Annotated in this window: 24 protein-coding genes and 1 tRNA gene; 12 read left to right on the forward strand and 13 right to left on the reverse strand. The window is 65.9% G+C overall.

Annotated elements, in window-relative coordinates:
- Window positions 1-6 precede the first annotated feature (6 nt).
- The 6 genes from AC4LGL_RS02695 (at window position 7) to AC4LGL_RS02720 (ending at window position 5,704) form a co-directional block, all read left to right on the forward strand.
- Window positions 7-1,161: an acyl-CoA dehydrogenase family protein gene (locus tag AC4LGL_RS02695; protein ID WP_491837493.1), complete on the forward strand. Its 1,155-nt coding sequence runs from the start codon at window positions 7-9 to the stop codon at window positions 1,159-1,161.
- Between the two features lie 5 nt (window positions 1,162-1,166).
- Complete coding sequence (locus AC4LGL_RS02700; RefSeq protein WP_491837564.1) at window positions 1,167-2,090, forward strand: acyl-CoA dehydrogenase family protein; 924 nt, start codon at window positions 1,167-1,169, stop codon at window positions 2,088-2,090.
- On the forward strand, window positions 2,087-3,250 hold the full coding sequence (locus AC4LGL_RS02705; RefSeq protein ID WP_491837494.1) for an acyl-CoA dehydrogenase family protein: 1,164 nt from the start codon (window positions 2,087-2,089) through the stop codon (window positions 3,248-3,250). Before AC4LGL_RS02700 ends, AC4LGL_RS02705 begins: the two co-directional genes overlap by 4 nt.
- Window positions 3,250-4,284 (forward strand): acyl-CoA dehydrogenase family protein, encoded by a 1,035-nt coding sequence (locus tag AC4LGL_RS02710; protein WP_491837495.1) that lies wholly within the window; start codon window positions 3,250-3,252, stop codon window positions 4,282-4,284. Before AC4LGL_RS02705 ends, AC4LGL_RS02710 begins: the two co-directional genes overlap by 1 nt.
- Before the next feature lie 18 nt (window positions 4,285-4,302).
- Window positions 4,303-4,860, forward strand: coding sequence for a hypothetical protein (locus AC4LGL_RS02715; RefSeq protein WP_491837496.1), 558 nt, complete (start codon window positions 4,303-4,305; stop codon window positions 4,858-4,860).
- Window positions 4,861-4,930: 70 nt separating this feature from the next.
- On the forward strand, window positions 4,931-5,704 hold the full coding sequence (locus AC4LGL_RS02720) for a VOC family protein (RefSeq protein WP_491837497.1): 774 nt from the start codon (window positions 4,931-4,933) through the stop codon (window positions 5,702-5,704).
- Here the strand turns inward: AC4LGL_RS02720 and AC4LGL_RS02725 are convergent.
- The gene (locus tag AC4LGL_RS02725) at window positions 5,679-6,131 is read right to left on the reverse strand and encodes a cupin domain-containing protein (RefSeq protein WP_491837498.1); all 453 of its coding nucleotides are present in this window, start codon (window positions 6,129-6,131) and stop codon (window positions 5,679-5,681) included. The two genes, AC4LGL_RS02720 and AC4LGL_RS02725, sit on opposite strands and share 26 nt — an antisense overlap.
- 19 nt (window positions 6,132-6,150) lie before the next feature.
- Here AC4LGL_RS02725 and AC4LGL_RS02730 point away from each other — a divergent pair, with 19 nt between their 5' ends.
- Window positions 6,151-6,588, forward strand: coding sequence for a hypothetical protein (locus tag AC4LGL_RS02730; RefSeq protein WP_491837499.1), 438 nt, complete (start codon window positions 6,151-6,153; stop codon window positions 6,586-6,588).
- Window positions 6,588-7,193 (forward strand): GNAT family N-acetyltransferase, encoded by a 606-nt coding sequence (locus AC4LGL_RS02735; RefSeq protein ID WP_491837500.1) that lies wholly within the window; start codon window positions 6,588-6,590, stop codon window positions 7,191-7,193. The genes AC4LGL_RS02730 and AC4LGL_RS02735 overlap by 1 nt, the downstream gene beginning before the upstream one ends.
- On the opposite strand, the gene AC4LGL_RS02740 is transcribed toward AC4LGL_RS02735, so the two are convergent.
- The 6 genes from AC4LGL_RS02740 to AC4LGL_RS02765 all read right to left on the reverse strand — a co-directional run bounded on the left by AC4LGL_RS02740 (window position 7,190) and on the right by AC4LGL_RS02765 (window position 13,043).
- Window positions 7,190-7,639, reverse strand: a complete 450-nt coding sequence (locus AC4LGL_RS02740; protein WP_064881352.1) for an Hsp20/alpha crystallin family protein — start codon at window positions 7,637-7,639, stop codon at window positions 7,190-7,192. The two genes, AC4LGL_RS02735 and AC4LGL_RS02740, sit on opposite strands and share 4 nt — an antisense overlap.
- 391 nt (window positions 7,640-8,030) lie before the next feature.
- Window positions 8,031-8,900, reverse strand: coding sequence for a winged helix-turn-helix transcriptional regulator (locus tag AC4LGL_RS02745; RefSeq protein ID WP_491837565.1), 870 nt, complete (start codon window positions 8,898-8,900; stop codon window positions 8,031-8,033).
- Between the two features lie 34 nt (window positions 8,901-8,934).
- Entirely contained in the window at window positions 8,935-10,386 is a 1,452-nt protein-coding gene (locus AC4LGL_RS02750; RefSeq protein ID WP_491837501.1) for a carotenoid oxygenase family protein, read from the reverse strand.
- Window positions 10,383-11,597, reverse strand: coding sequence for an acetyl-CoA acetyltransferase (locus tag AC4LGL_RS02755; protein ID WP_491837502.1), 1,215 nt, complete (start codon window positions 11,595-11,597; stop codon window positions 10,383-10,385). Before AC4LGL_RS02755 ends, AC4LGL_RS02750 begins: the two co-directional genes overlap by 4 nt.
- A gap of 113 nt (window positions 11,598-11,710) precedes the next feature.
- Window positions 11,711-11,947, reverse strand: a complete 237-nt coding sequence (locus AC4LGL_RS02760; protein ID WP_491837503.1) for a hypothetical protein — start codon at window positions 11,945-11,947, stop codon at window positions 11,711-11,713.
- Window positions 11,948-12,329: 382 nt separating this feature from the next.
- Complete coding sequence (locus AC4LGL_RS02765; RefSeq protein ID WP_491837504.1) at window positions 12,330-13,043, reverse strand: DUF1326 domain-containing protein; 714 nt, start codon at window positions 13,041-13,043, stop codon at window positions 12,330-12,332.
- Between the two features lie 105 nt (window positions 13,044-13,148).
- Here AC4LGL_RS02765 and AC4LGL_RS02770 point away from each other — a divergent pair, with 105 nt between their 5' ends.
- Window positions 13,149-13,586, forward strand: a complete 438-nt coding sequence (locus AC4LGL_RS02770) for a rhodanese-like domain-containing protein (RefSeq protein WP_491837505.1) — start codon at window positions 13,149-13,151, stop codon at window positions 13,584-13,586.
- A 51-nt stretch (window positions 13,587-13,637) separates the two neighbouring features.
- Here the strand turns inward: AC4LGL_RS02770 and AC4LGL_RS02775 are convergent.
- From AC4LGL_RS02775 to AC4LGL_RS02785, 3 genes are all read right to left on the reverse strand, one after another.
- Window positions 13,638-13,710, reverse strand: a tRNA-Arg gene (locus AC4LGL_RS02775).
- Window positions 13,711-13,902: 192 nt separating this feature from the next.
- On the reverse strand, window positions 13,903-14,211 hold the full coding sequence (locus AC4LGL_RS02780) for a hypothetical protein (protein ID WP_491837506.1): 309 nt from the start codon (window positions 14,209-14,211) through the stop codon (window positions 13,903-13,905).
- Window positions 14,212-14,349: 138 nt separating this feature from the next.
- Window positions 14,350-14,550, reverse strand: coding sequence for a hypothetical protein (locus AC4LGL_RS02785; RefSeq protein ID WP_491837507.1), 201 nt, complete (start codon window positions 14,548-14,550; stop codon window positions 14,350-14,352).
- Window positions 14,551-14,627: 77 nt separating this feature from the next.
- On the opposite strand from AC4LGL_RS02785, the gene mraY reads away from it, so the two are divergent.
- Both mraY and AC4LGL_RS02795 read left to right on the forward strand, forming a co-directional pair.
- Window positions 14,628-15,707, forward strand: coding sequence for a phospho-N-acetylmuramoyl-pentapeptide-transferase (gene mraY / locus AC4LGL_RS02790; RefSeq protein WP_491837508.1), 1,080 nt, complete (start codon window positions 14,628-14,630; stop codon window positions 15,705-15,707).
- A gap of 32 nt (window positions 15,708-15,739) precedes the next feature.
- Window positions 15,740-15,985, forward strand: a complete 246-nt coding sequence (locus AC4LGL_RS02795; protein WP_491837509.1) for a hypothetical protein — start codon at window positions 15,740-15,742, stop codon at window positions 15,983-15,985.
- On the opposite strand, the gene AC4LGL_RS02800 is transcribed toward AC4LGL_RS02795, so the two are convergent.
- The 3 genes from AC4LGL_RS02800 to AC4LGL_RS02810 form a co-directional block, all read right to left on the reverse strand.
- A complete protein-coding gene (locus tag AC4LGL_RS02800) occupies window positions 15,982-16,374 on the reverse strand; it encodes a hypothetical protein (RefSeq protein WP_491837510.1) in 393 nt (130 codons plus the stop codon). The two genes, AC4LGL_RS02795 and AC4LGL_RS02800, sit on opposite strands and share 4 nt — an antisense overlap.
- 52 nt (window positions 16,375-16,426) lie before the next feature.
- On the reverse strand, window positions 16,427-16,819 hold the full coding sequence (locus tag AC4LGL_RS02805) for a hypothetical protein (RefSeq protein WP_491837511.1): 393 nt from the start codon (window positions 16,817-16,819) through the stop codon (window positions 16,427-16,429).
- Window positions 16,820-16,881: 62 nt separating this feature from the next.
- A complete protein-coding gene (locus tag AC4LGL_RS02810) occupies window positions 16,882-20,127 on the reverse strand; it encodes an arabinosyltransferase domain-containing protein (protein ID WP_491837512.1) in 3,246 nt (1,081 codons plus the stop codon).
- Window positions 20,128-20,197: 70 nt separating this feature from the next.
- Between AC4LGL_RS02810 and AC4LGL_RS02815 the strand changes: the two genes are divergently transcribed.
- Window positions 20,198-20,776, forward strand: coding sequence for a TetR/AcrR family transcriptional regulator (locus AC4LGL_RS02815; protein WP_491837513.1), 579 nt, complete (start codon window positions 20,198-20,200; stop codon window positions 20,774-20,776).
- Window positions 20,777-20,779: the final 3 nt, after the last annotated feature.

Raw genomic sequence — 20,779 nt, forward strand, 5'->3', positions numbered from 1 at the left:
CCAGGAGTGGATTTCGACTTTGGTGAGGCGGCCGACACGCTGCGCGGTGAGCTGCGGGAGCTGATCGCCGACCAGGTGCCCGCCGACTTCCTCGGCGCGTTCACCGATGACCCTGCCGATCTGGCGGTGGCCCAGCAGTTTTGCCGGACGCTGGCGCAGCAGCATCTGCTGTGCATGTCGTGGCCGAAGGAGTTCGGCGGCGGCGACGCCACGGTGTGGGAACAGACCGTGGTGCGCGAGGAGATGTGGGCGCACCACGAACCACGCGGGGCCCAGTACATGGGCGTCAACTGGGTCGGGCCGATCATCATGCGGCACGGCAGCGAAGAACAGCAGCGCAGACACCTGCCGCCGATCGCCAATGGTGAAGTGATCTGGTGCCAGGGCTTTTCCGAGCCAGAGGCCGGCTCCGATCTGGCCTCGCTGCGCACCTTCGCCCGCCGGGAGGACGACGGCTGGCGGGTCAACGGTCAGAAGATCTGGACCTCGTACGCCACCATGGCGCAGTGGATCTTCCTGCTGGCTCGCACCTCCAAGGGGGAGAAGAAGCAACAGGGCATGACGATCTTCCTGGTGCCGATGGATTCCCCGGGGATCACGGTGCGCCCGATTCGCACGATGATGGGTCCGCACCATCTGAACGAGGTGTTCTTCGATGATCTCAAGGTGACCGAGGCCGATGTGTTGGGCACCGTGGATCAGGGCTGGTCGATCGTGCAGGACGTGGTGTCCTTCGAGCGCGTCGGTATCGCCCGCTACGCGCGTTGTGAGCGGCTGCTGCAGGCCGCGCCTGAGGTGCTCGGCGACAAATGGGAACAGCTGCCCGCCGAGCTGCGGGGCCGGTGGACCCGGATGCTCACGCACTGCCGCCGGGCCCGGCTGATGGCCTACCGGGTGGTGTCGATGCAGGCGACCGGGCGGGTGAATCCCGGTGACTCCGCGGCATATCGGATCGCGGTCACCAGGCTGGATCAGGAGAGTGCCGAGGTGCTCATGGAGATAGCGGCCGCACTGCCGCGGGGTGAGGACAGCCGCATCGAATACTTCCGTGCCGAGGTCGAGGACCACTGGCGGTACTCGCAGGCATCCACGGTGTCCTCGGGCAGCATCGAGATGCAGCGCATCCTGCTGTCGCGCACCATGCTGGCCGGAAAGGCGTGACGGCGATGATTCTCGATCTCAGTGATGACGCCAAAGAATATGGCCGCCAGGCTCTCAAGGCATTCGAAGCCGCCGGCGGCGATCAGCTGCTGGCCCAGGCCGACGCCAAACCCGATACCCGCGCCGACCTGACCACCCCCGTGCTGGAAAGCCTCGGCGCTTTCGAGTTGGAGCCGCGCAGCGATGCGGACTCGTTGGAGGCCGCGGCTGCCTTGTGCCGCAGTGCGGGCTATTGGGCGCTGCCGTATCCGGTGGCCGAGCGGCTTTCGCGCCCGGCAAACCTCGACGTCGACGGCCTGGTCATCGTCGATCCCGACGCGCCCGAGGCGGCGCTGCAGGGCTTGGACAACCGTTGGGCCACTGTCACATTGGATGGTCGGCGCAGCACCGTGACCAAGACAGGTGCGTCAGGTCCGTCGTTCGCCACCGCACTGGAACTGTCGGCGCTGGACGACGCGGGCACCACAGATGTCGCCCTGGCCCTGGTGCTGCCGTCGTGGACGCTACTCGGCATGCTGGATCGGGCCATCGACCTGACCATCGCGCATGTCAGTCTGCGCAAGCAGTTCGGTCAGCCGCTTTCAGCCTTCCAAAGTGTGCAGTTCCAGCTGACCGACGCCGAAGTGGAGCGCAGCGGTGCCGACATGCTGGCCAAACACGCACTGTGGAGCCTGGGCATCCACCCCGCAGACGAGGCCATCAACGACGCGCTGGCTCTGCGACTGGCCACGATCGAGGCGGCCGAGGTGGTGTTCCGGGTATGCCACCAACTGCACGGAGCCGTCGGCTTCTGCGACGAGACCGTACTGTCCTGGCTGTCGCGCTACAGCCAGCCGTTGCGCCGCTTGCCATTCGGGGTCTCCAAGACCCGCGATACCCTCACCGCCCGGCTCGGCCGGCGCGGACTCACCGGGTTGTTCTCGTCATGACCGACCTCGATGATTTCCGCGCCACAGTAAAGGACTGGTGCGCACTCCACGTCCCGAAGGACTGGCGCCCCAACCAGACCGGCGTCGGCGACGACGAATTCGTGTCCTTCCAGAAATCCTGGTTCGCCGAGCTGCACACCGCCGGATACGCTGTGCCGCACTGGCCTGCCGAATGGGGCGGCGGTATGTCCGTGCCTCAACAGATCGTGCTGTACCAGGAACTGGCCGCCCACGATGCGCCCCGCCTGGTGCTGGCGTTCGTCGGCATCCACCACGCCGCTTCCACACTGCTGGCCGCGGGCACCGACGCGCAGCGCAGGAGGCACCTGCCTGCCATTCTCGACGGCGAGATCTGGGTTCAGGGTTTCTCCGAGCCGGAAGCCGGATCCGATCTCGCGGCGTTACGCACCACGGCCAGAGCTGATGGCGACAACTTCATCGTCAACGGCCAGAAGCTGTGGGCCAGTGGCGCGATGCACGCCGACTGGTGCCTGCTGCTGGCCCGCACCGATCCGGACGCACCCAAGCGGCACGGTATCTCCTACTTCCTGATGGACATGACCACCCCCGGCATCGACGTGCGGCCGATCCGAAATGCCGTGGGGGATTCGCACTTCTGCGAGATCTTCCTCAACGACGTGGCCGTGCCCGCGGCCAACCTGATCGGCCCGGTGAACAAGGGCTGGCAGGTGGCCCAGGCCACCCTCGGTGCTGAACGTGGCATGACCATGCTGGAACTGTCCGAACGCCTCGGCAATGCAGGTTTCACGTGGCTGCTGGAGGCTGCGCCGACAGATGACCCTGCGGTGGCAGATCGGCTGGCGCAGTTCGAGATCGAGCTCTCCGGCTTGCGCGGGCTGTGCCGGGATCTGGTGGAGCGCACCGAAGCAGGGAAGGCCGGACCGGCCGACGCCTCGATCGTGAAGCTCTACTACAGCGAATTGTTGCAGCGGATGACGGGTTTCGGTGCGGAGATCGGCGGCCTGGCCGCCCACACCGTGCTGACCAAACCGGCTTCCAGCGGGTGGGAGTCGGGATCCTGGATGCTCGATTTCATCGGATCGTGGGAATGGACCATCCCCGGCGGCGCCAGCGAGATCCAGCGCACCATCATCGGTGAGCGCGGTCTGGGCCTGCCTCGAGAACCGAGTGCGGTGTGATGAGCGAATTTTCTGAGATCCATGACGAGCTGCGTTCGGTAGCAGCCGATCTGCTGGCCAAGGACACCATCGACTGGCCACTGCTGGTCTCGGCAGGCTGGGTCGGGCTGGATGCGCCCGAGGATGCCGGTGGTGCCGGCGCCACGTACGCCGAGGTCGCGGTGATCTGCGAGGAGCTCGGCCGGGCCGCCGCGGCCACCGGTTACCTGGGCGGTGCCGTGCTGGCCATCGGCGCCCTGAATATTGTGCACCCCAATGAATCACGTGACGCACTGCTCAAGGCGGTGGTGTCCGGAAGTATCCGGGCCGCGATCGCGCTGCCCGGAGCAGGCGATTCGGCGCCCTTCGAATTGGCCACCACCCGGCTGGGCTGGCGCATGCACGGCAGTGCCGCGTTTGTGCCGGACGCTGCCGGAGCCCAGCGGCTGCTTCTGCCTGCCCGTGACGCCGATGGCGTTGCGGTGCTCGTCGACGTGGCCGCGGACTCACCCGGGCTGGCGGTCACCGAGCAACCGGTGCTCGACGAGACCCGCAGGCTTGCCACCGTGACGGCCGAGGGTGTCGAGGTCGACGAGGACGCGGTCTGGCATTTCGATGGTGATCCCGACGCCGGCTTGGACGCACTCACCGACCGGGCCGCGCTCGCGGTGGCCTGCGACAGTCTCGGTGTCGCGGAGGCCATGCTCGAAACCACGGTGTCCTACACCGGGGTTCGCCAACAGTTCGGTCGTCCGATCGGCTCGTTCCAGGCCGTCAAACACGCCTGCGCCGACATGCTGGTGCAGATCTCGGTGGCCAGACAGCTCGTCGGGGCCGCCATTGCATCACCCGATCCCCGCGCGGTTTCCATGGCCAAGGCGTACACGACCGAGGCCGCTGTCGAGGTGGCCGGCAAGGCCATGCAGTTGCACGGCGGCATCGGCTACACCTGGGAGAGCGGGGTGCACGTCTACCTCAAGCGGGCAGCGCTCAACCGTTCGCTCTACGGCTCGCCCGCCGAGCACCGCGCCAAGGTCGCGCAGCGTTATCGGTGAGCTGCGTACAGTAGCTGCGTGCGGGTAGGCGCGGGGTTATCAGCGATTGTCGGCGTATTCTTCTGCGGTCTGGTCGCTTCCGGGTTTCTGCTGATCGACTACTACCGGCTGCGTCCGTTTCTGCTCCACCCGGTGATCTTCGGCGTCGCAGGTTGCGCGGCCCTGGCCATCGCCTGGGGGTTGGGAATTCGTCAGCCGGTGCTCAAATGGCTGGGCGTGGTGCTGATCGTTGTGATCGGAGTGGTGTGGGGCGCCATGGCGTGGTTTGCGATGTTGCTTGCCGGCGGGCACGAGCGCGAGGTGAAACGGGTCCCCTCACCGGACGACAGCATGGAGCTGGCCGTGTTCAGTGGCGGCGGGTTCACGATCGACCCGATAACGTCGCTGCGCGTTTACACCCACAACGGTCTGCTGTCGCGGGAGAATTATCTGGGTTGCGTCAACGGCGACCGTGACGGGCTCAAAGAAGTCGAGTGGACGGGTCCGAGGACGGTGCGGGTCGAGCTGTCGCGTGGCGGGACGACCACCATCACGCTGGACGACCGAGGTCGGCCGGATCAGACACTCAGCTGTTGAACCCGCGATGAGTTTTCCGCGCGGCAGTGGTCAGACCTAGCGACTGTCCATTCCGTGAAGGAGAAATATCGTGGTTACCCGTCAGAGCGCCCCGCTGGGCGCCCCCAATTGGATCGACCTGGCCACGTCCGACCTTGAGCGTGCCCAGCAGTTCTACGGTGCGGTGTTCGGGTGGACGTTCGAAACCGGCGGCCCCGAGTACGGCGGCTATGTCACGGCGGCGGTCGACGGTCAGGTGGTCGCCGGGCTGATGCGCAACGATCCGCAGTGGAACGCACCCGATGCCTGGACCACCTATCTGCACACCGCCGATGCCGATGCCACGGTGGCGGCGACAATCGCTGCGGGCGGGAGCAATTGCGGTGGCGTGATGGACATTCCGGCCAAGGGTCGGATGGCGATGATGACCGATACCGCGAACGGGTTCTTCGGTATCTGGCAGCCTGCCGGGCACGACGGCTTCGCCCTGTTCAACGAGGCCGGCGCACCGGTGTATCACCAGCTGACCACCAGCGACTACGCCAAGGCGCTGGACTTCTACCGGACGGTGTTCGGCTGGACCACCCAGGTCGTGTCGGATACCGATGAGTTCCGTTACAGCACGGCATCATTCGATGGTGAGGAGTTGGTCGGTGTGATGGACGGTTCCGCGTTCATCCCCGAAGGCGCGCCGTCGGCGTGGACCACGTTCTTCGGATCCGACGACGTGGACAAGACGATCGAGCTGGTAATCGCCAACGGTGGTTCAGTGGTGCGCGGAGCCGAGGACACCCCATACGGGCGGCTGGCCGCGGTGGCCGATCCGACCGGGGCCGGCTTCAATCTGTCGTCGCTGCAGGGCTGAGCGCGAAGTCGGCGAAGTCGAAGCCAGGCACCACCACGCAACTGACCAGGGCGGGCTCGTCGTCGCGGGGCTTTGCGCGCTGCCAGTGGCCGGGCGGCACCAGCAGTTGCGGGTGCTGCCCGGCTTCGATGTCCGGACCCAGCAGGCGCGTGCCCGCCGCGTTCCGGTCCGCACCGATCTCGAGGATCAGCGGGCTGCCCCGATGGTGGAACCACAGCTCGGCGCTGCGGACGGTGTGCCAGGCCGACTGTTGGCCGGGCATCAGCAGGAACAGGATCGCAGTGCCGGCGCTGCGGGGCCCGGAGTAGCCCGGCGGCAGCGAGGACTGGCTCACCGTCAGTTCGCTGCGCCACGTTTCTCGGTACCACCCGCCCTCGGGGTGCGGGGCGAGGTCGAGCCGTCTGGCCCAATCGGGAAGTTCGGTCACAACCGATAGTCTCGTCGTCATGGTTCGTCTGCGTCCAGGGTGGCGCATTGCCCCTGGGTGGCTGATCGCCCTCTGTGCTGCGGTCCTGGTGGTGGTCGCCTGGTTGCCGTGGCTGACCACCAGCGCCAACGGCGGCGGCCGGGCCAATGCGATCGGCGGGGCAGTGGGAAGCATCGTGCCGCCCAGCAGTTTCGGCGCCGGGCAGCTGATCGTTCTGTTGAGCGCCGGATTGATCGTGGCGGGGGCTATGGCCGGGCGAGGCCTGTCGCAGCGGTGGGCTTCGGCTGTGGGGCTGCTGATTTCGGTGGCTCTGGTGGCGTTGACGGTGTGGTACTACACGCTCAACGTCAAAGGCCTGGTGGCCGCGGGTTACGGGCTGTACGTCGGCGGTGCGATGGCGGTGCTTGCGGGGTTGTGTTCGGTGTGGTCCTTCCTGTCGACGTTAGGTGACCAGTGATGGGTGAATTCGTCACGCCGGTGGAGTTGACCGGGCAACGGTGGGTGACGTTGGAACCGTTGACGACCGAGCATGTCCCTGAGATCGACGCCGCGGCTGCGGACGGTGAGTTGGGTTCGCTCTGGTACACGATGACGCCGAAGCCCGGCGGTGCCGCCGAGTGGGTGCAGCGCATGTTCGAGTTGCGCGCTGCCGATCACGGCGTGACCTTCGTGGTACGCAACTTCGACGGCGAGTTGGTGGGGTCTTCCAGCTACCTGCATGTCGACGGACCGAACCGGCGGCTGGAGATCGGGCACACCTGGTACACCGCCGCGGCCCGGCGCACCGGCATCAACGCCGAGACCAAGCTGTTGATGCTCGGGCATGCATTCGATGAGTTGAATTGTGTGGCAGTGGAATTCCGCACCCACTTCTTCAACTTCGCCAGCCGTGCGGCCATCGAACGGCTCGGTGCCAAGCTCGACGGCGTGTTGCGAAGCCAACAGCTGCTGCCGGACGGATCCCGCCGCGACACCGTGGTGTATTCGATCCTGGACATCGAATGGCCCGCTGCGCGGTCCAACCTGAAGTTCAGGCTGGACCGCCGCGGCGGGGGCAATTAGTCCGCGTCGACAGTGGTTGTTTCGATCGACTTGCGGTCGGCACCGTGGGCCACTGCGATCTTGCGGGGCCTGGCACGTTCAGCCATCGGGATGGTGACGGTGAGGACACCGTTCTCGTACGTGGCGGAGATCGCCGACGTATCGATCCCGTCGCCGAGCGACAACTGGCGTCGGAATTTGCCGAAGAACCGCTCATTGGTGAGCCACTGCGCGGATTCTTCCGAACGAGCGGTTCGATGCGCCGAGATGGTGAGTGTGCCGTTGTCGACGTTGACGTCCACCGAGCCCGGATCGACACCGGGAAGGTCGGCTGTCAGGACGTAGTGGTCGCCGATCTTGCATAGGTCCATCGGCATGAACCGGGGTGTACGCGTTGACCCTGAGTCACCTGACAGCAAACTTCTGGTCAACACATCAAGGTCGCTGAACGGATCAAAACGAAGCACAGTAATTCACCTCCCGTACCGTCTCAGAGCCCGCCACCCTGGCGGGCAACCAATCACTGTGCAGCGCCGATATTAGCACTCGATCCAGGAGAGTGCCAGAACTTTTTGGCGCGCGATTCTTCCTAGGTGATGCATGTCAGAGACGTTTATCGGCTGCGAAGCGCTCGTGATGGTGTGTACCGAGGCGAAAGGGTTGATGGTGTCGCCGTGGACTCGTCCGGAGGTGTGGCCGAGTGTTCGGGAGGCGCGAGCCGACGCCGCCCCACTGTCTGCCGCCACCGACCCTTGGCCGGTTCGGCCGAACCGGTAGCAACCTTGCCATCGGGAAACCTCGGGCCGGTGTGGGTCGCTGTTTCGCTTACCGGGGCCGCCCTGATGGTGGTGCTGGCCATCACGATTCGACGACGGACACTGCTGCGCCGGTGAGCCGTTCACTGCACTGATCGCACGTCAGCATCGGAGAAAAGGGATGCCTGTGGCCGGTGTGGGTGAGGAGCACCGCCGGGCCCTCGACGGCCGGGAACGACCGCTGCGCCCACGCCAGGGCTGTGACGAGAACGGGTAGGAAAGCGGCACCCTTCGGGGTCAGCCGGTATTGGCGGTCCTCGTCGGTGGTGGCGAGAATCCCGTTGGCCCGGAACGTCTGCAGCCGGTCAGCGAGCGACGCCGGCGACGCGGACAGCGCCCGTTGAAATTCGGAGAACCTGGTGGTGCCGGTGAAGGCGGCGACCAGGATGGCAAACGCCCAGCGGTTACCCAGCACGCTCATGGTCTGGGGGAACTGGCCGGAAGGGGAATCGCGCCGATCGCCCTCGGAGCGACGCCGCGTCGTGGCCCCCGGCAGCGACCGATCCCAGCCGCCGCTGGGCCCCCATACGGCGGTCACGTCGCCGGCAGTGGTCGGTGCATCGCAGCTGCCGCACGTCAGGACCGGGGTGAAATCGGCGCCGCACCGCAGATGCCGCATGGCAGGCAGGGATTCGCGGTGCTCGGGCACCCAGTGGCGTTCCCACTCCCAGATGGACAGCAGCACCGGCCACAGCGCCCGGCCACGGGCGGTGATCAGGTATTCGTCGCGCGGAGGCCGCTCCTGATAGCGGTGGCGTTGCAGCAGCCCGTTTTCTGTCAGAGACCCGAGGCGGCGGGTCAGCACCGAGTTGGAGATCGGCAGCCGGGTCCGGAATTCCCCGTAACGCGTGGCGCCGAGCAGGGCCTGCTGCATCACCAGCAGCGTCCATTCGTCGCCGACCAGAGCCAACATCTGCCCGACCGCGTTGGTGCCGCCGGACGGAGCGTCAGTCACGCACCAGCCATCGGCGCAGCTCGTCGCCCGGCGCCCAGGTGGAGTGGGTGCCGCTGGAAACCCGTTCCGGCAGAGCGAGTTTGCACACCGGCCCGTCGGGAACCCGGGCGGCATCGAACACCAGGCAGTAGGAGGCGTCGCCGTTCATGTCCGTGGTGATGGTGACCAGATAGCCGTCGTCCTCACCGGTGCTGCCCACCCGCGGCGCCATGGCGGTCTCGCTGCCGTACACGCCGTCGTCGAACGCATAGCGCTGTTCGGAGCCGGTGTGCAGATCGTGACGGACCAGCCCGTCGAAGAGGAACCAGCCCGGTTTCCCGGTGGCGGCGTAGGCGTAGCGGTAGTCACGCCCCGCGTGACGGGGATTGATCATGCCGAATTCGGTGATGCTGTCCGACAATTGCTCTTCGCGGGTCTGGCCGGTGACCAGATTGAACCGCCAGCGGTGCAGGCGGGTCTGCATCTTGTCCAGCGCCAGGGCCGGCGTCGCGTCGCCCTGGAAGAACCCGTCGAGCACGATCTCGTCGCCGTCCTCGTAGGCGTTGGTGAAATGCAGGACGTAGGTGGTGTCGGCCTCGAACCACTTGACGTCGCCGGCGGCGCCGCGGCGGGGCAGGATCGCGAACCGGGACGGCAGGTCGCGGTGCAGCTTGGGCAGGTGCACGTTGCTCTTGAGGAACTTGGCGTCCCAGAACAACGGAAAGTCGTTGAGAATCACGTAGTTTTCGGTGAACGCCATGTCGTGGGGCAGGCGGGGTCCGGGCAGCTCGACGTCCACGTAGTGCACCAGGCGGTTGTCGGCATCCACCACGCCGTAGTGCATGTACGGCACCTGCTTGCCATAGTTGAAGAACAGCAGTTCGCCGGTGGCGTCGTCGGCTTTGGGATGCGCCGAGACGCCCCACTCGGCGGGAAACGCCCCGCCCCAATCCTCCTTGCCCAGGGCATCGCCGGTGTACGGGTCGATGCGGTACAGGTCGCCGCACTGGTAGAAGCTGGTGAGCGCGACGCCACGGTGCACCGTCACGTCCGTGCTGGAGGCGTCCTTCATCAGCGTGCGCGCACCCCAGCCGTGGTCGCGTTTGGCCAGTTCGATCGGTTCGGCGATTCCCGGCCACAGCGGCCCGCCCGCCTCGATCTCGGCCAACAGTCCGTCGGTGGGGATGAACCTGTTGCGGTAGAACGCTTTTCCGTCCCGGAAGCCGACGATGTGCAGCATGCCGTCACCGTCGAACGGGTGGTACGTCTGTAACGCCGGATGCAGTGGGTTCTCGGTGTTGCGCAGGTAGACACCGTCGAGATCGGTCGGGATCTCACCGTCGATGACCCGCAGGTCGTCGGAATCCCATTCGGTGGTCTGTGGCCGCCACGCCCCGGTGCGGTACGGATGGTCGTCGTCCTCGGGCAGCGTGGACAGATACTTGGCCACAACCTCGGTGTTCATTGCGGGGCTCCTCCTACGACGAAGCTGACGGTGGTGGCGGTACTGCCACCGAAGTTCAAGGTGCCGAACGTCTTTGCGCCCTCGACCTGGTACGGGCCGGCGGTAGCGCTGACCTGCTTGGCGGCGTCGAGCAGCATCCGCACCCCGGACGCGCCAACCGGGTGCCCGCCGCCGATCAGCCCACCGCTGGGGTTGATCGGCAACCGCCCACCGATCTCGATCTCAGCGTTCTCGATGGCCTTCCAGGATTCGCCGGGGCCGGTCAGTCCGATGTGGTCGATGGCCAAGTACTCGCTGGGGGTGAAGCAGTCGTGCACCTCGAAACCGTCGACGTCGTCGAGTGTCAGCCCAGCGCGGCCGAACGCGTCCAGCACGGCATGACGCACATGCGGCAGCAGATACGGATCTGCCGCACTGCGGTCGAGTTTCTGTTGCAGACCCAGACCGACGGTGCGGTGGCCCCAGCCCTCGATTCGGGCGATGGGGCGGACGTTCGGGTGTGCGCGCAGGTAGGCGTCGCTGACGAGTACCAGCCCTGCTCCGCCGTCGGTCATCTGACTGCAGTCGAACCGGCGCAGTCGTCCCTCCACGAGCGGATTGGTGGCGTCGTCATCCCCGACGGGATCGGGCACCGTCCAGTCCCGGGTCTGGGCGTGGGAGTTGGCCTTGGCGTTGCGGAAGTTCAGCGCGGCGATGGCGCGCAGATGTTCGGCGTTGAGGCCGTAGCGGCGGTCGTAGGCGTCGGCCACGTCGGAGAACATCGATGGCCAGACGAACCGGGCGTCCCCGGCCTCGTGGCCCGTCCATGCGGCGGCGCCGAGGTGCGCGGCGGCGGTGTCGCCGGGCACTGTCTTCTCCAGTTCCACCCCGATGACCAGGGCGCTGTCGTAGGCGCCCGAGCGCAGATCGGCAATAGCCGCCAGCGTCGCGACGCTGCCCGACGCGCACGCGGCCTCGTGTCGGGACGCCGGGGTTTCCCACAGGTCGGGGTGCACGGTCGCCGGCATGGCGCCGAGGTGGGCTTGCCCGGCGAACAGGTCGCCGAAGGCGTTTGCGACGTGGACGACGCCGATGCCGGCGGCGTCGATCCTGGCGCTGTTCAGCGTGTGATCGACAACCTCGCGGGTGAGTCCGGCGAAGTCGACCTCCTCACGGCTGAGATTGCGGGCGAAATCGCTCTGGTACCCACCGAGAATCCAGACGTCCTCCATGGCGGCGACGCTACTACAACTAAGAGAGTGACTACAGGCATTCAACGAGAAAACGCCGTGGCGGGAATCCAGGATCAGATTCCCGCCACGGCGTTACCCGTGGTTAAGTCGGCTCAGTCGTCCCAGCCGCCGTGGCCGTGTCCGTGGCCGCGGCCGTGCCAGCCCCTGTCCCAGCCGTTCCAACGGCCCCAGCCGGGACCCTCGACGCAGGCCTGCACGTAGCCGTACGGACCGGTCGCGCAGATGTCGGGACCGGCAGACGCCGGAGCGGCTGACGCCACGGCCACGCCCACCGGAATTGCCAGCGTGCCCAGCCCGATCGCCGCGACTTTCTTCAGTTTCGAACGCATCTTTCTCGCCTCCGGGTTGTTAGCTGTGTACGAGCTCAAGACCCCCGTCTGCAGATAACATTAGTGCATCTCACGATATTCCTGGGAATCGCCTGGAATGCCACGGTGCAGCCAATTTGCTCTCATCGAAGCCTTCCCGGTCAGAGCGTTGAATTCATTTGCCAAGGAAAATAGGGTTCCGTGGCGTCTTCCCGGAGTGTTGCCAGCCAACGTGTGTGACTCGCGTGCCAGGTGGTGCGACGAGCCGTGGCGACGAATTTTGCCCGTGCCGGGAACTGACCAGTCGATGATCCTGTCCGAACGGATTGAACTAGGGCGCGATGCGCCGTGACCCGGCGCCAGGCGGGAGCCGCTGCCTTCCCGCCCGGTGCCGGCGCGCGACTCAGCAGCCGCAGCTGCAGGAGGCTTGCGCTTCCGTCGTCGCCTCGCCCCCGTCCGCATCGTCAGACCCGGGGCGCCAGTCGAACGGGAAGTGCTTGCTCGAGGCGCCGGTGTGCTCGTGTGACCAGTCGAAGCCCACGGCGTGGTCTTCCTTGACCACACCCCAGGTTGCGACCTGGCCTGGGCCGACCTCGGCGCCCGGCGCGTTGGTGGTGGTCACCCGTCGGTTCGGATCGGCCGTCGGGCCGGTCAGGGCCTCCACTTTCAAGTCGACCTTGCCGGGAATCTCGGCCCGCCAGTAGGCGAGGTCGTCGGCGGCCTCGAAGCTGATCGGGGCGTATTCGATGCCGCGCAACTCCTCGATCAGGCTGCCGAACTCGGCCGGCCAACCGCCTTCCTTGCCGGTGAAGATCCGTTCGAGCGCATCTCGCTGGGCGGCGTCACCCTTCTCGTCGATGTAGAACATCAACTTCATCGTCGCGTTCGGGTCGCCGATCCACATGTTGCCGGCGAACTCGCCGAGGGCAATCACGCTGAGACCCGCCAAATCGGTGTCACCGTAATGCCCTTCACGGACGTGCCACACCAAGGTGAACAGGCAATCGCCGTGCGTGGGCTCCTGGGCGAAGCTGCACGGGCAGGGCAACTTGCAGCTGCACACATCGAACCATTCTCCGCGCAAATGCCAATCGACCTGCGTCGATGCAGTGGTCATCGATCCCGCTCCTTTCGTTGAATACCCCTGGGGGGTATCTGACACGGCGAACGTAGCACCGTCGAAGAGTGGAGCGCAAGTACCCCCTAGGGGTATTCTTTCGGCATGTTCGCAAGGATGTGCATCGGTGTAATCGCGGTCGTGGCTTCGGTGTCGTTGGCATCGTGTGGCTCACCGGCCGAGGCGCCGCCGGCTGCCTCCACGGGAGCCGCGGCGGCAAGCGTTGTGCAGCATCGACTGGTCGGCCCTGATGAATTCGCCACTGCCATAGGTGAATCCGACCGGACGACGATCAACGTCCACGTGCCTTTCGAAGGCGACATCGCCGGTACGGACCTGTCGATTCCGTTCGATCGGATCGTCGAGCAGGCAGATCAGCTGCCCACCGATCGCGGGGCGCCGATCGCGATCTACTGCCGAACCGGCCCGATGAGCGCGACGGCCGCCGAAGCGCTGAAATCGCTGGGCTATACCGATGTGGTCGAACTCGAGGGCGGAATGAAGGCCTGGCAGGCCAGCGGCCGGCCATTGGTGGGAAATTGAGCTTGCTTTGGCGGCCGCCCGGACATGGGCCTTGGCCTGCAACAACGTGAGTGCCCCCGGCAGGATTCGAACCTGCGACACCGGCTTTAGGAGAGCCGTGCTCTATCCCCTGAGCTACGGGGGCTCGGGACCTACCGAGATAGGTGTTCTACAACCCTAAGGGACGACTCATCGTAGTTGGCGAAGCGTCAATCGGTGGCATCGGGCGGGCTTTGCGCAGATCACTCTCGTCGAACTCGAATCCCGACGCCATGGTCGTTGTATTCGCAGTCCCGGGCCTCGATCGTGGTCTTGGAAGGATCGCGGCGCGTGGTGTTCAGAACGCCAGCCCCAGTGCGAACAGGGCCAGCGGCGCAAACGGTACAGAACCGATGAATATCAGCACGACCGGGACGGCCCTGCGGCTTGCAACGGCTGCCGCCCATGCCCCGGCCGCGGCGACGATGCTACTAACAGCTGCGGTGCGGAGGCCGGCGATGTCGGTTCCCGGCGGTGCGACTCCGTTCTCGAATCTAGACGCCATATCAGTGTCAGTGAGAACCGTGAACGTAAGCAGGTAGGCGATGACCATCGCGGCAAGAGCGGCGACAGACAACATCACGCCGCGGTCGTGTTCCTGACTCATGGCTCACATCGTCGGCGACCCGGCGGGCGACCGGATCGGTAGAACTACCTGGGTGCTGGACGGTGGAACGCAGTACACGCCGCCGCCCGTGTCTGGGCTGCCCTTCCTGCAGCCTCGGCTCCCTCCGGATGCTTCGTTCTACAGCCGCCGGACGTCGAGCGCCGTCTCGATTGCGACGCCGTCTCGCGCTTCGACGAAGTACGCCCCGGCAGTGCGGTTTTCGGCGACGGCTTCGACCAACGTGGTGCCGCGGTACAGCAGGCCGGCTCCGTCGTCGGTGGCATACGCAGCGGGCAACACTTCGTCACCGACCAGTCGATGCAACAGCGGATCGGCCATACTGGCCCGATGGGGGGATTGGATTTCAATCGGGTGCAGTCGCCGACCGGATCACGCGGTAGCGACCGGCGTCGCCGATGAGCCAGATACTGTTCGCCGCGGGCATAGCCGTGTTGGTCGCGATTCTGCTGACCCCGGTGCTGATCCGGATGTTCACCCGGCTGGGCTTCGGTCAGGAGATCCGCGACGACGCCCCACAGACCCACCAACGCAAGCGTGGCACCCCGACAATGGGCGGTCTGGCTATCCTCACCGCGATCTGGGCAAGTTATTTGAGTACCAACCTCATTGGGCTCGCATTCGGGGGAGGCGGCCCGTCGGCATCGGGTCTGCTGGTTCTCGGACTGGCCACCGCGCTGGGCGCGGTCGGCTTCACCGACGACTACATCAAGTTGCGGCGCGCACGCAATCTCGGTCTGAACAAGAGAGCCAAGTCTGCTGGGCAATTGGTCGCGGCAGTCCTTTTTGCGATGCTCGCGCTGCAGTTCCGTAACGCTGACGGTCTCACACCGGCAAGCGCCGAACTGTCCTACGTCCGTGAGATCGCCTCGTTCGCGCTGCCGGCCGTGGTGTTCGTCCTGTTCTGCATCATCGTGGTCTCGGCGTGGTCCAATGCCGTCAACCTCACCGACGGGCTCGACGGGCTCGCCGCGGGGACCATGGCGATGGTGAGTGCCGCCTACGTGCTCATCACCTTCTGGCAGTTCCGAAACTCATGTGCCCTTGCCCAGGAGGCCGGTTGCTACCACGTCCGCGACCCTCTCGATCTGGCACTCGTCGCCGCTGCCACCGCCGGCGCCTGCATCGGATTCCTATGGTGGAACGCCGCACCCGCCAGGATCATCATGGGTGACACGGGTTCGCTCGCCTTGGGCGGCATCATTGCCGGCTTATCGGTGGTCAGCCGCACCGAGCTCCTGGCCGTCATCCTCGGTGCCCTGTTCGTGGCCGAGGTGACCTCCGTCGTCATCCAAGTCGTGGCGTTCCGCACGACCGGACGACGGGTCTTCCGATTGACCCCGCTTCACCACCACTTCGAGCTGATGGACTGGCCGGAAAGCGCACTGACGATACGGTTCTGGCTGATTGGGGCAATCGCCAGCGGCCTCGGAGTCGCGCTCTTCTACGGCGAGTGGTTGACGGCGGTCGGGGCCTGAGCGCCGGGCCAATGGCAGTAGGAAGCCAAACTATGACTGACCAACACGACATGCACGAGGTCCTCACTGCCCTCCACGAGAAATACGCCACTCACTTCCGCCCAATCATCACCAAGACGAGCGACAATCGTTGGCGCGCCCAGTATCCCGGTGTTGACTGGCACGTAGTCGCTGACTCCGAAGCAGATGCAGGCGATGAGATCTTGAACGAGGCGCTACGGCGCGCCGATGCCGGCCTGCCGGATGCTCAACCACGACCTACTCTAGTTTTGAACTAGGTTGTCTGACCGGCCAACTCGCGGGCATATTCGACTTCGTCGTAGATGGCGAGGACGTCTTGAGGGTGTGATACCGGAATCGTCGTCGTGTAGCCGAACCCGTCGCCGTGAACCACGACTTGAACAAACCCAACTTGGCGCACCTGCTTCATCATGAACAAGATAAGTAGGCCCAGCAGGCAGACCAAGGTAAACAGGATCCCGAGAACAATCGCCGCGGTGGGGAAGTGCTCTTCGGTGGTGGACATGTCCGTGACCGTCCACGTGGTGCCACGTATCGGAAATTGCCCGGCCGGGGTCGATATCCAGTACTCCGACACAGAAATATCGCCGATCGTCGCCAGCCACTGGTCAGGACCACTGGGGTCTACAGAAGGCTCATCCTGCATGGGGGCGATTAAAGCACGTGGACGTGGCGGGTGATCGGCCCGCTTGCGGTGCCTACCCGGTCGCCCTGATCGACCGGTCGCCGTGGTTCAAGGCGGCGACTCCGAGACCGGCGAACAGCGCTGCGCCGCCTCCGGCGAGGATTGCGCCGGTCCCCGAGAGTGTGCCCGCACGAACACCTCGGGCGGTGGCGACGACATCGAGCAGGTCGGTGAGTAGGCCCATCTGCAACGCGCGCTTGCGCAGCTTGGGCGAAACATCGGTGATCGCCAGTGCCAGTGTGAGTTCACGGGAGCCGAAGAGTTGGGTCGTGAATGGTTGGTCGCGGCCGGCGTTGAGTCCGATGAGGCGGCCGGTCTTGTTCGGGGCCAACCAGGCTGCGACACCGGTGGCGAATCGCAGGGCGAAGAAGGTCCGGATGAGAGGGCTGCTCTGTGTCGACGTCATACCGCCACTCTCTCGAACATGCGGTCCTCGCACCAGATCGAAATGGCCACGTCAGCGAGCACTCACGGTCCGATGCGGATCGGGCCGGGGCTCCAGAGACCGCTTCGAACGGCGGTCCCGAGCTGCAGGTGAGCTTCGGGCGCATCGACGACGGGGGTGAAGCGGCGCAACGAACCCCAGTCGCGGCCCCAGTCCCGGGACAGGTACGTGGGCATGGCATGAGCCCGCAGCATCAGGTCGGTGATACCCAACGGGCCGCCGTTGTCGCCGGACTGCCAGGTGTCCGGCATTTCGATCTTGGCGGGGTAGTCCGGTGAGATTCGATAGTTGGGGATCTGCATGACGCCGTTCGCGTGCAACATGGGCTGCTGGCATGGAAATACCAGTCCCACAGCCCAATCCAGCAGCACCGGCTGCGTGGAGCCGAGGTACTCCTGCAGCGACCGGAGCTCAGGCACCCGCGGCGGGGTGACGGCGACCCAATCACCCGGATCCAGTGAGCGGTCGTCGGCGACAATCCGGACGTAGGAGGCGTCGGCGGGGATGGCGGCGCGTGGGAACCGCAGATTTCGCCAGGCCGGTTGCGGGCCGATGTCGTAGGGGACGAGCCGTCCGCCTGGTTCTGGTGTGCCTCCGGGGCCGAGTGTGCCGTATTCCAGGGCGACGGTTTGGGCAGCGGTGTGCCCGGAGAGGACGCTGTCGCCGGTGATGGTGCCGGCCGCGGTGATCACCACGAGCGGGTGGGCGTCGTCGGCGGCCGGAAGCCGATACCACTCAGAGGTCAGCGTGCTGACCTGTTGCGGGCCGGCGGTGAAGCTTCCGGCCACCGGAACACGGGAGGGATCAAGACCGTAGGGCAACACGACGCTGGAACCATTGACCCCGGGCTTGTCCAGTGCGGTGGGCGCATCCCAGTCGTAATCGGTTCCGGATTTCGCCTGGCTCTGCCAAACAGCCTCTGCCAGTGTGTGTTCGGGCAATCCGTTCGGGATGAAACCGATCGGATCAGTGCCGCCCAATGGGCCCAGCGGGCCGTCGGGTCCGGGCAGCGGTGCCAAGAACCCTGCGTTGGCGTCGGGTTCGACGAGAACATCGTCGGCCAGTCCGCATCCGCCGGTCAGCTCCCGTAGGTTGGCCCAGCCGTTGGAGTAGCTCGGGTACTGCTTGACCGCACCGGCCAGCATCGACCCGGTGCACACCAGCACCATCAGCCCGGCCGCCACGGGCACCGGTGCTGCGGTCAGCGCCCGGGTCAGGCGCGCCGGAGGTCGTCGCGGTGGGACGAGGTGTAGCCAGCCGGCATAGCCCGCGGCCGCGAGTGACAGCCAGAGGAACACCGCGCTCGCGGTGACCGGGCCCCAGTGCGGACTGCTGTCGTTGAACGGCACCCCGTAGCTGGAGACGTACCAGAACCCGTTGGTGGAAGCGAAACACAGGGCCAGAATCAACAGCACGATCGACACGAACGCCGCCTGATTGCGTCGTGACCGCAGCACCGTCGGACCGAAGAGCACGGTGGCGACTGCGGCCATCGCCGCGCCGGCGGCGGCGAACAGCCCGAAATGGTGGATCCACTTGGTCGGGGCGAACGTCAGCAGGAAGACGGTGGCGAAGATGACCCCCATCAATCGCCATACCGGCCCGACGGCGATTCCGGGTATTCGCTTGCGGCGCAGCAACAGCAGCATGGAGGCGAACAGGCACGCGATGGTGATCAGGATCCCGAAGCGGCGGGACAAGGCAGCGTCGGTGGTCGGCAGGAACAGGTAGAAGTAGCGCAGGTTCTCGGTGTACCAGGGCTGCGCGGGCCCGATCGCGGTGCGCACCGCGGTGGCTTCGCGTACCGCTGCCAGGGTTTGATCGGCGAAGATCACCGTGAGCACCACAAACCCGGCTGCGGCCAGGGGCGCCAGCACCGGCCAGATCCCCACCGATTTCGCGCGAGTGACGATGATCCGCACGATCGGGCGCCCACCGGCCAGCAGCACCGCCACCGCGATGATCCCGGTGGGCTGAATGCCGAGGGTGAACGCGGCCACTACGATCGCCAGCCCGACCGGTGCGGCGCGGCGTGTCGCAATGGCGCGCTCGACAAGGACATAGGTGATGAGCGCGCCGGTGGCGATCTGACCTTCGGGCCGCAACCCGTTGTTGAACGGCATCCACGCTGCGATGAACACCAGCGCCGCCGTCCACACCGCGGCGCGGTTTCGCACCACCGCCCGTCCGAGCCGGGGCAGAACTTCCCGGGAGAGCAGCAGCCAACACACCAGCGCGCAGACCAAGTCCGGCAGACGTAACCAGAGACTGGCATGACTGACGTGGGTCATCGCCGCGATCAGCTCGTAGTACCAGCCGAAGGGATCTTCGGGGCTCCCGTACCAACGGAAGTAGTTGGCCATGTAGCCGGAATGACTGGAGGTGTTGGCCATGCCGAATTGGTAACCGTCATCGGAGGATCCGGCACCGGCGACAAACCAGACCACCGATACCACGATGACGGTGGCGTCCACTGCGGTGAAGGTGCGCCAACGGGTCGGAATGAGACGCTGCGCACGCCGACCGTCGAGGCGGTCGAGTCGCCACAACGCCAACAGCGCGACAATCGTGCCGAGGATGCCGGCGACCATCGCAGCAGTTTTCAGCGGCGACGGGGTGCTGGTGTACCGGGTATCGATGGTCGCGGCGAAGGACAGTCCGGCCGGAACAGGACCGCTCAGGTCGGTGAACACCCCGACGATCTGGGGCCGCAGGTTCGGATCACCGAAACCGCCGCGCAGCGGCCCGCCGGTAGCCGGATCGTTCAGTCCTTCGACTGCGGCGAAGGTACCTGCCGTCGAGGAGGACAGCGTCAGCTGCTGACACTGTGGGTCGCTCATCCGGCTGCGCGGCACGCTGAGGACCACCACATTGCGGGCGATCACATCGACCCGTTGGGTGCCGGCCGTGACGAAGAGTCCGTTGAGCATCGCCTGCTTGCCGGCCGCCGGCGCCGTGCTCAACGCCACCCCGCCGGAGGCGGGCATCTCGCGAAACACGCTGCAGGGCACCGACGCTTCCAACGACTCCGGGGCCAGCGCGATCAGCGGCGCGGTCACATTGCCGAGGTGTCCGTTCTGTGGCCACTGCAGCGACGCGGTCGTCTGCACGACCGGCAATACCGGGATCAGCGCGCTGGCCACGAAGCCCACCAGCCCCGCGATGATGGCGACCCATCGGGTCACCGGCAACGGCCGACGGCTTGGTGCTGCCGTCGTTTCGGAGAGCCCGTTTCCGGGTGCCGAGGCGACGTCCTCGACCAGGCTCACCGAGCGTCCCCTGCCCTCGTGTTCGCACGCATCGCATCATCAGTATCTGAAGCAAGTGTTACAGTCAAGTGTGCCGCGACCTTTCGACCGCGACAAACGCGAAGCGCTATTGGCCACTGCGGGTGCCATTTTGGCGCGCACCGGGGTCGTCGACACTTCGCTGCGTGAGCTCGCCTCCCAGATGGAGACCAGCGCTCGGATGCTGGTGTACTACTTCGGCACCAAAGAGCAACTCATGCTCGAAGTGCTGAACCGTCAGCAGCGTGCGGCGATACCAGAGACCGAGGATCTGGATCTGCCGGAGTCGATTGCGGCGCACCGCGAATGGTGTTTCGAAGACTGGTATGAGTGCACGCGCGGTGAGCGTCGCGACAGCTTGCGGGTGGTGCTGCAGATCTTCGGTGCAGCGTGTGGCGTCGACAGCCCCTACCGCGAATACACCTGGGACACCTTGTCGCTGTTGACGCGCAACTCCAAGGCCCGTCTTCTCGCGCTCGGGATGCCCGCCCATGTCGCCGAGACCCGTTCGCGCATCGCGCTGGCAGCCTTCCAGGGCTTCATCATCGAATACTTCACCGCACCCGACCCGACGTTCGTCGATGACACGTTCGCCAGGTTCGTCGACGAATTTCTGCTCGCCCCTTTCTAGGTC

Source organism: Mycolicibacterium arcueilense (assembly GCF_058536225.1).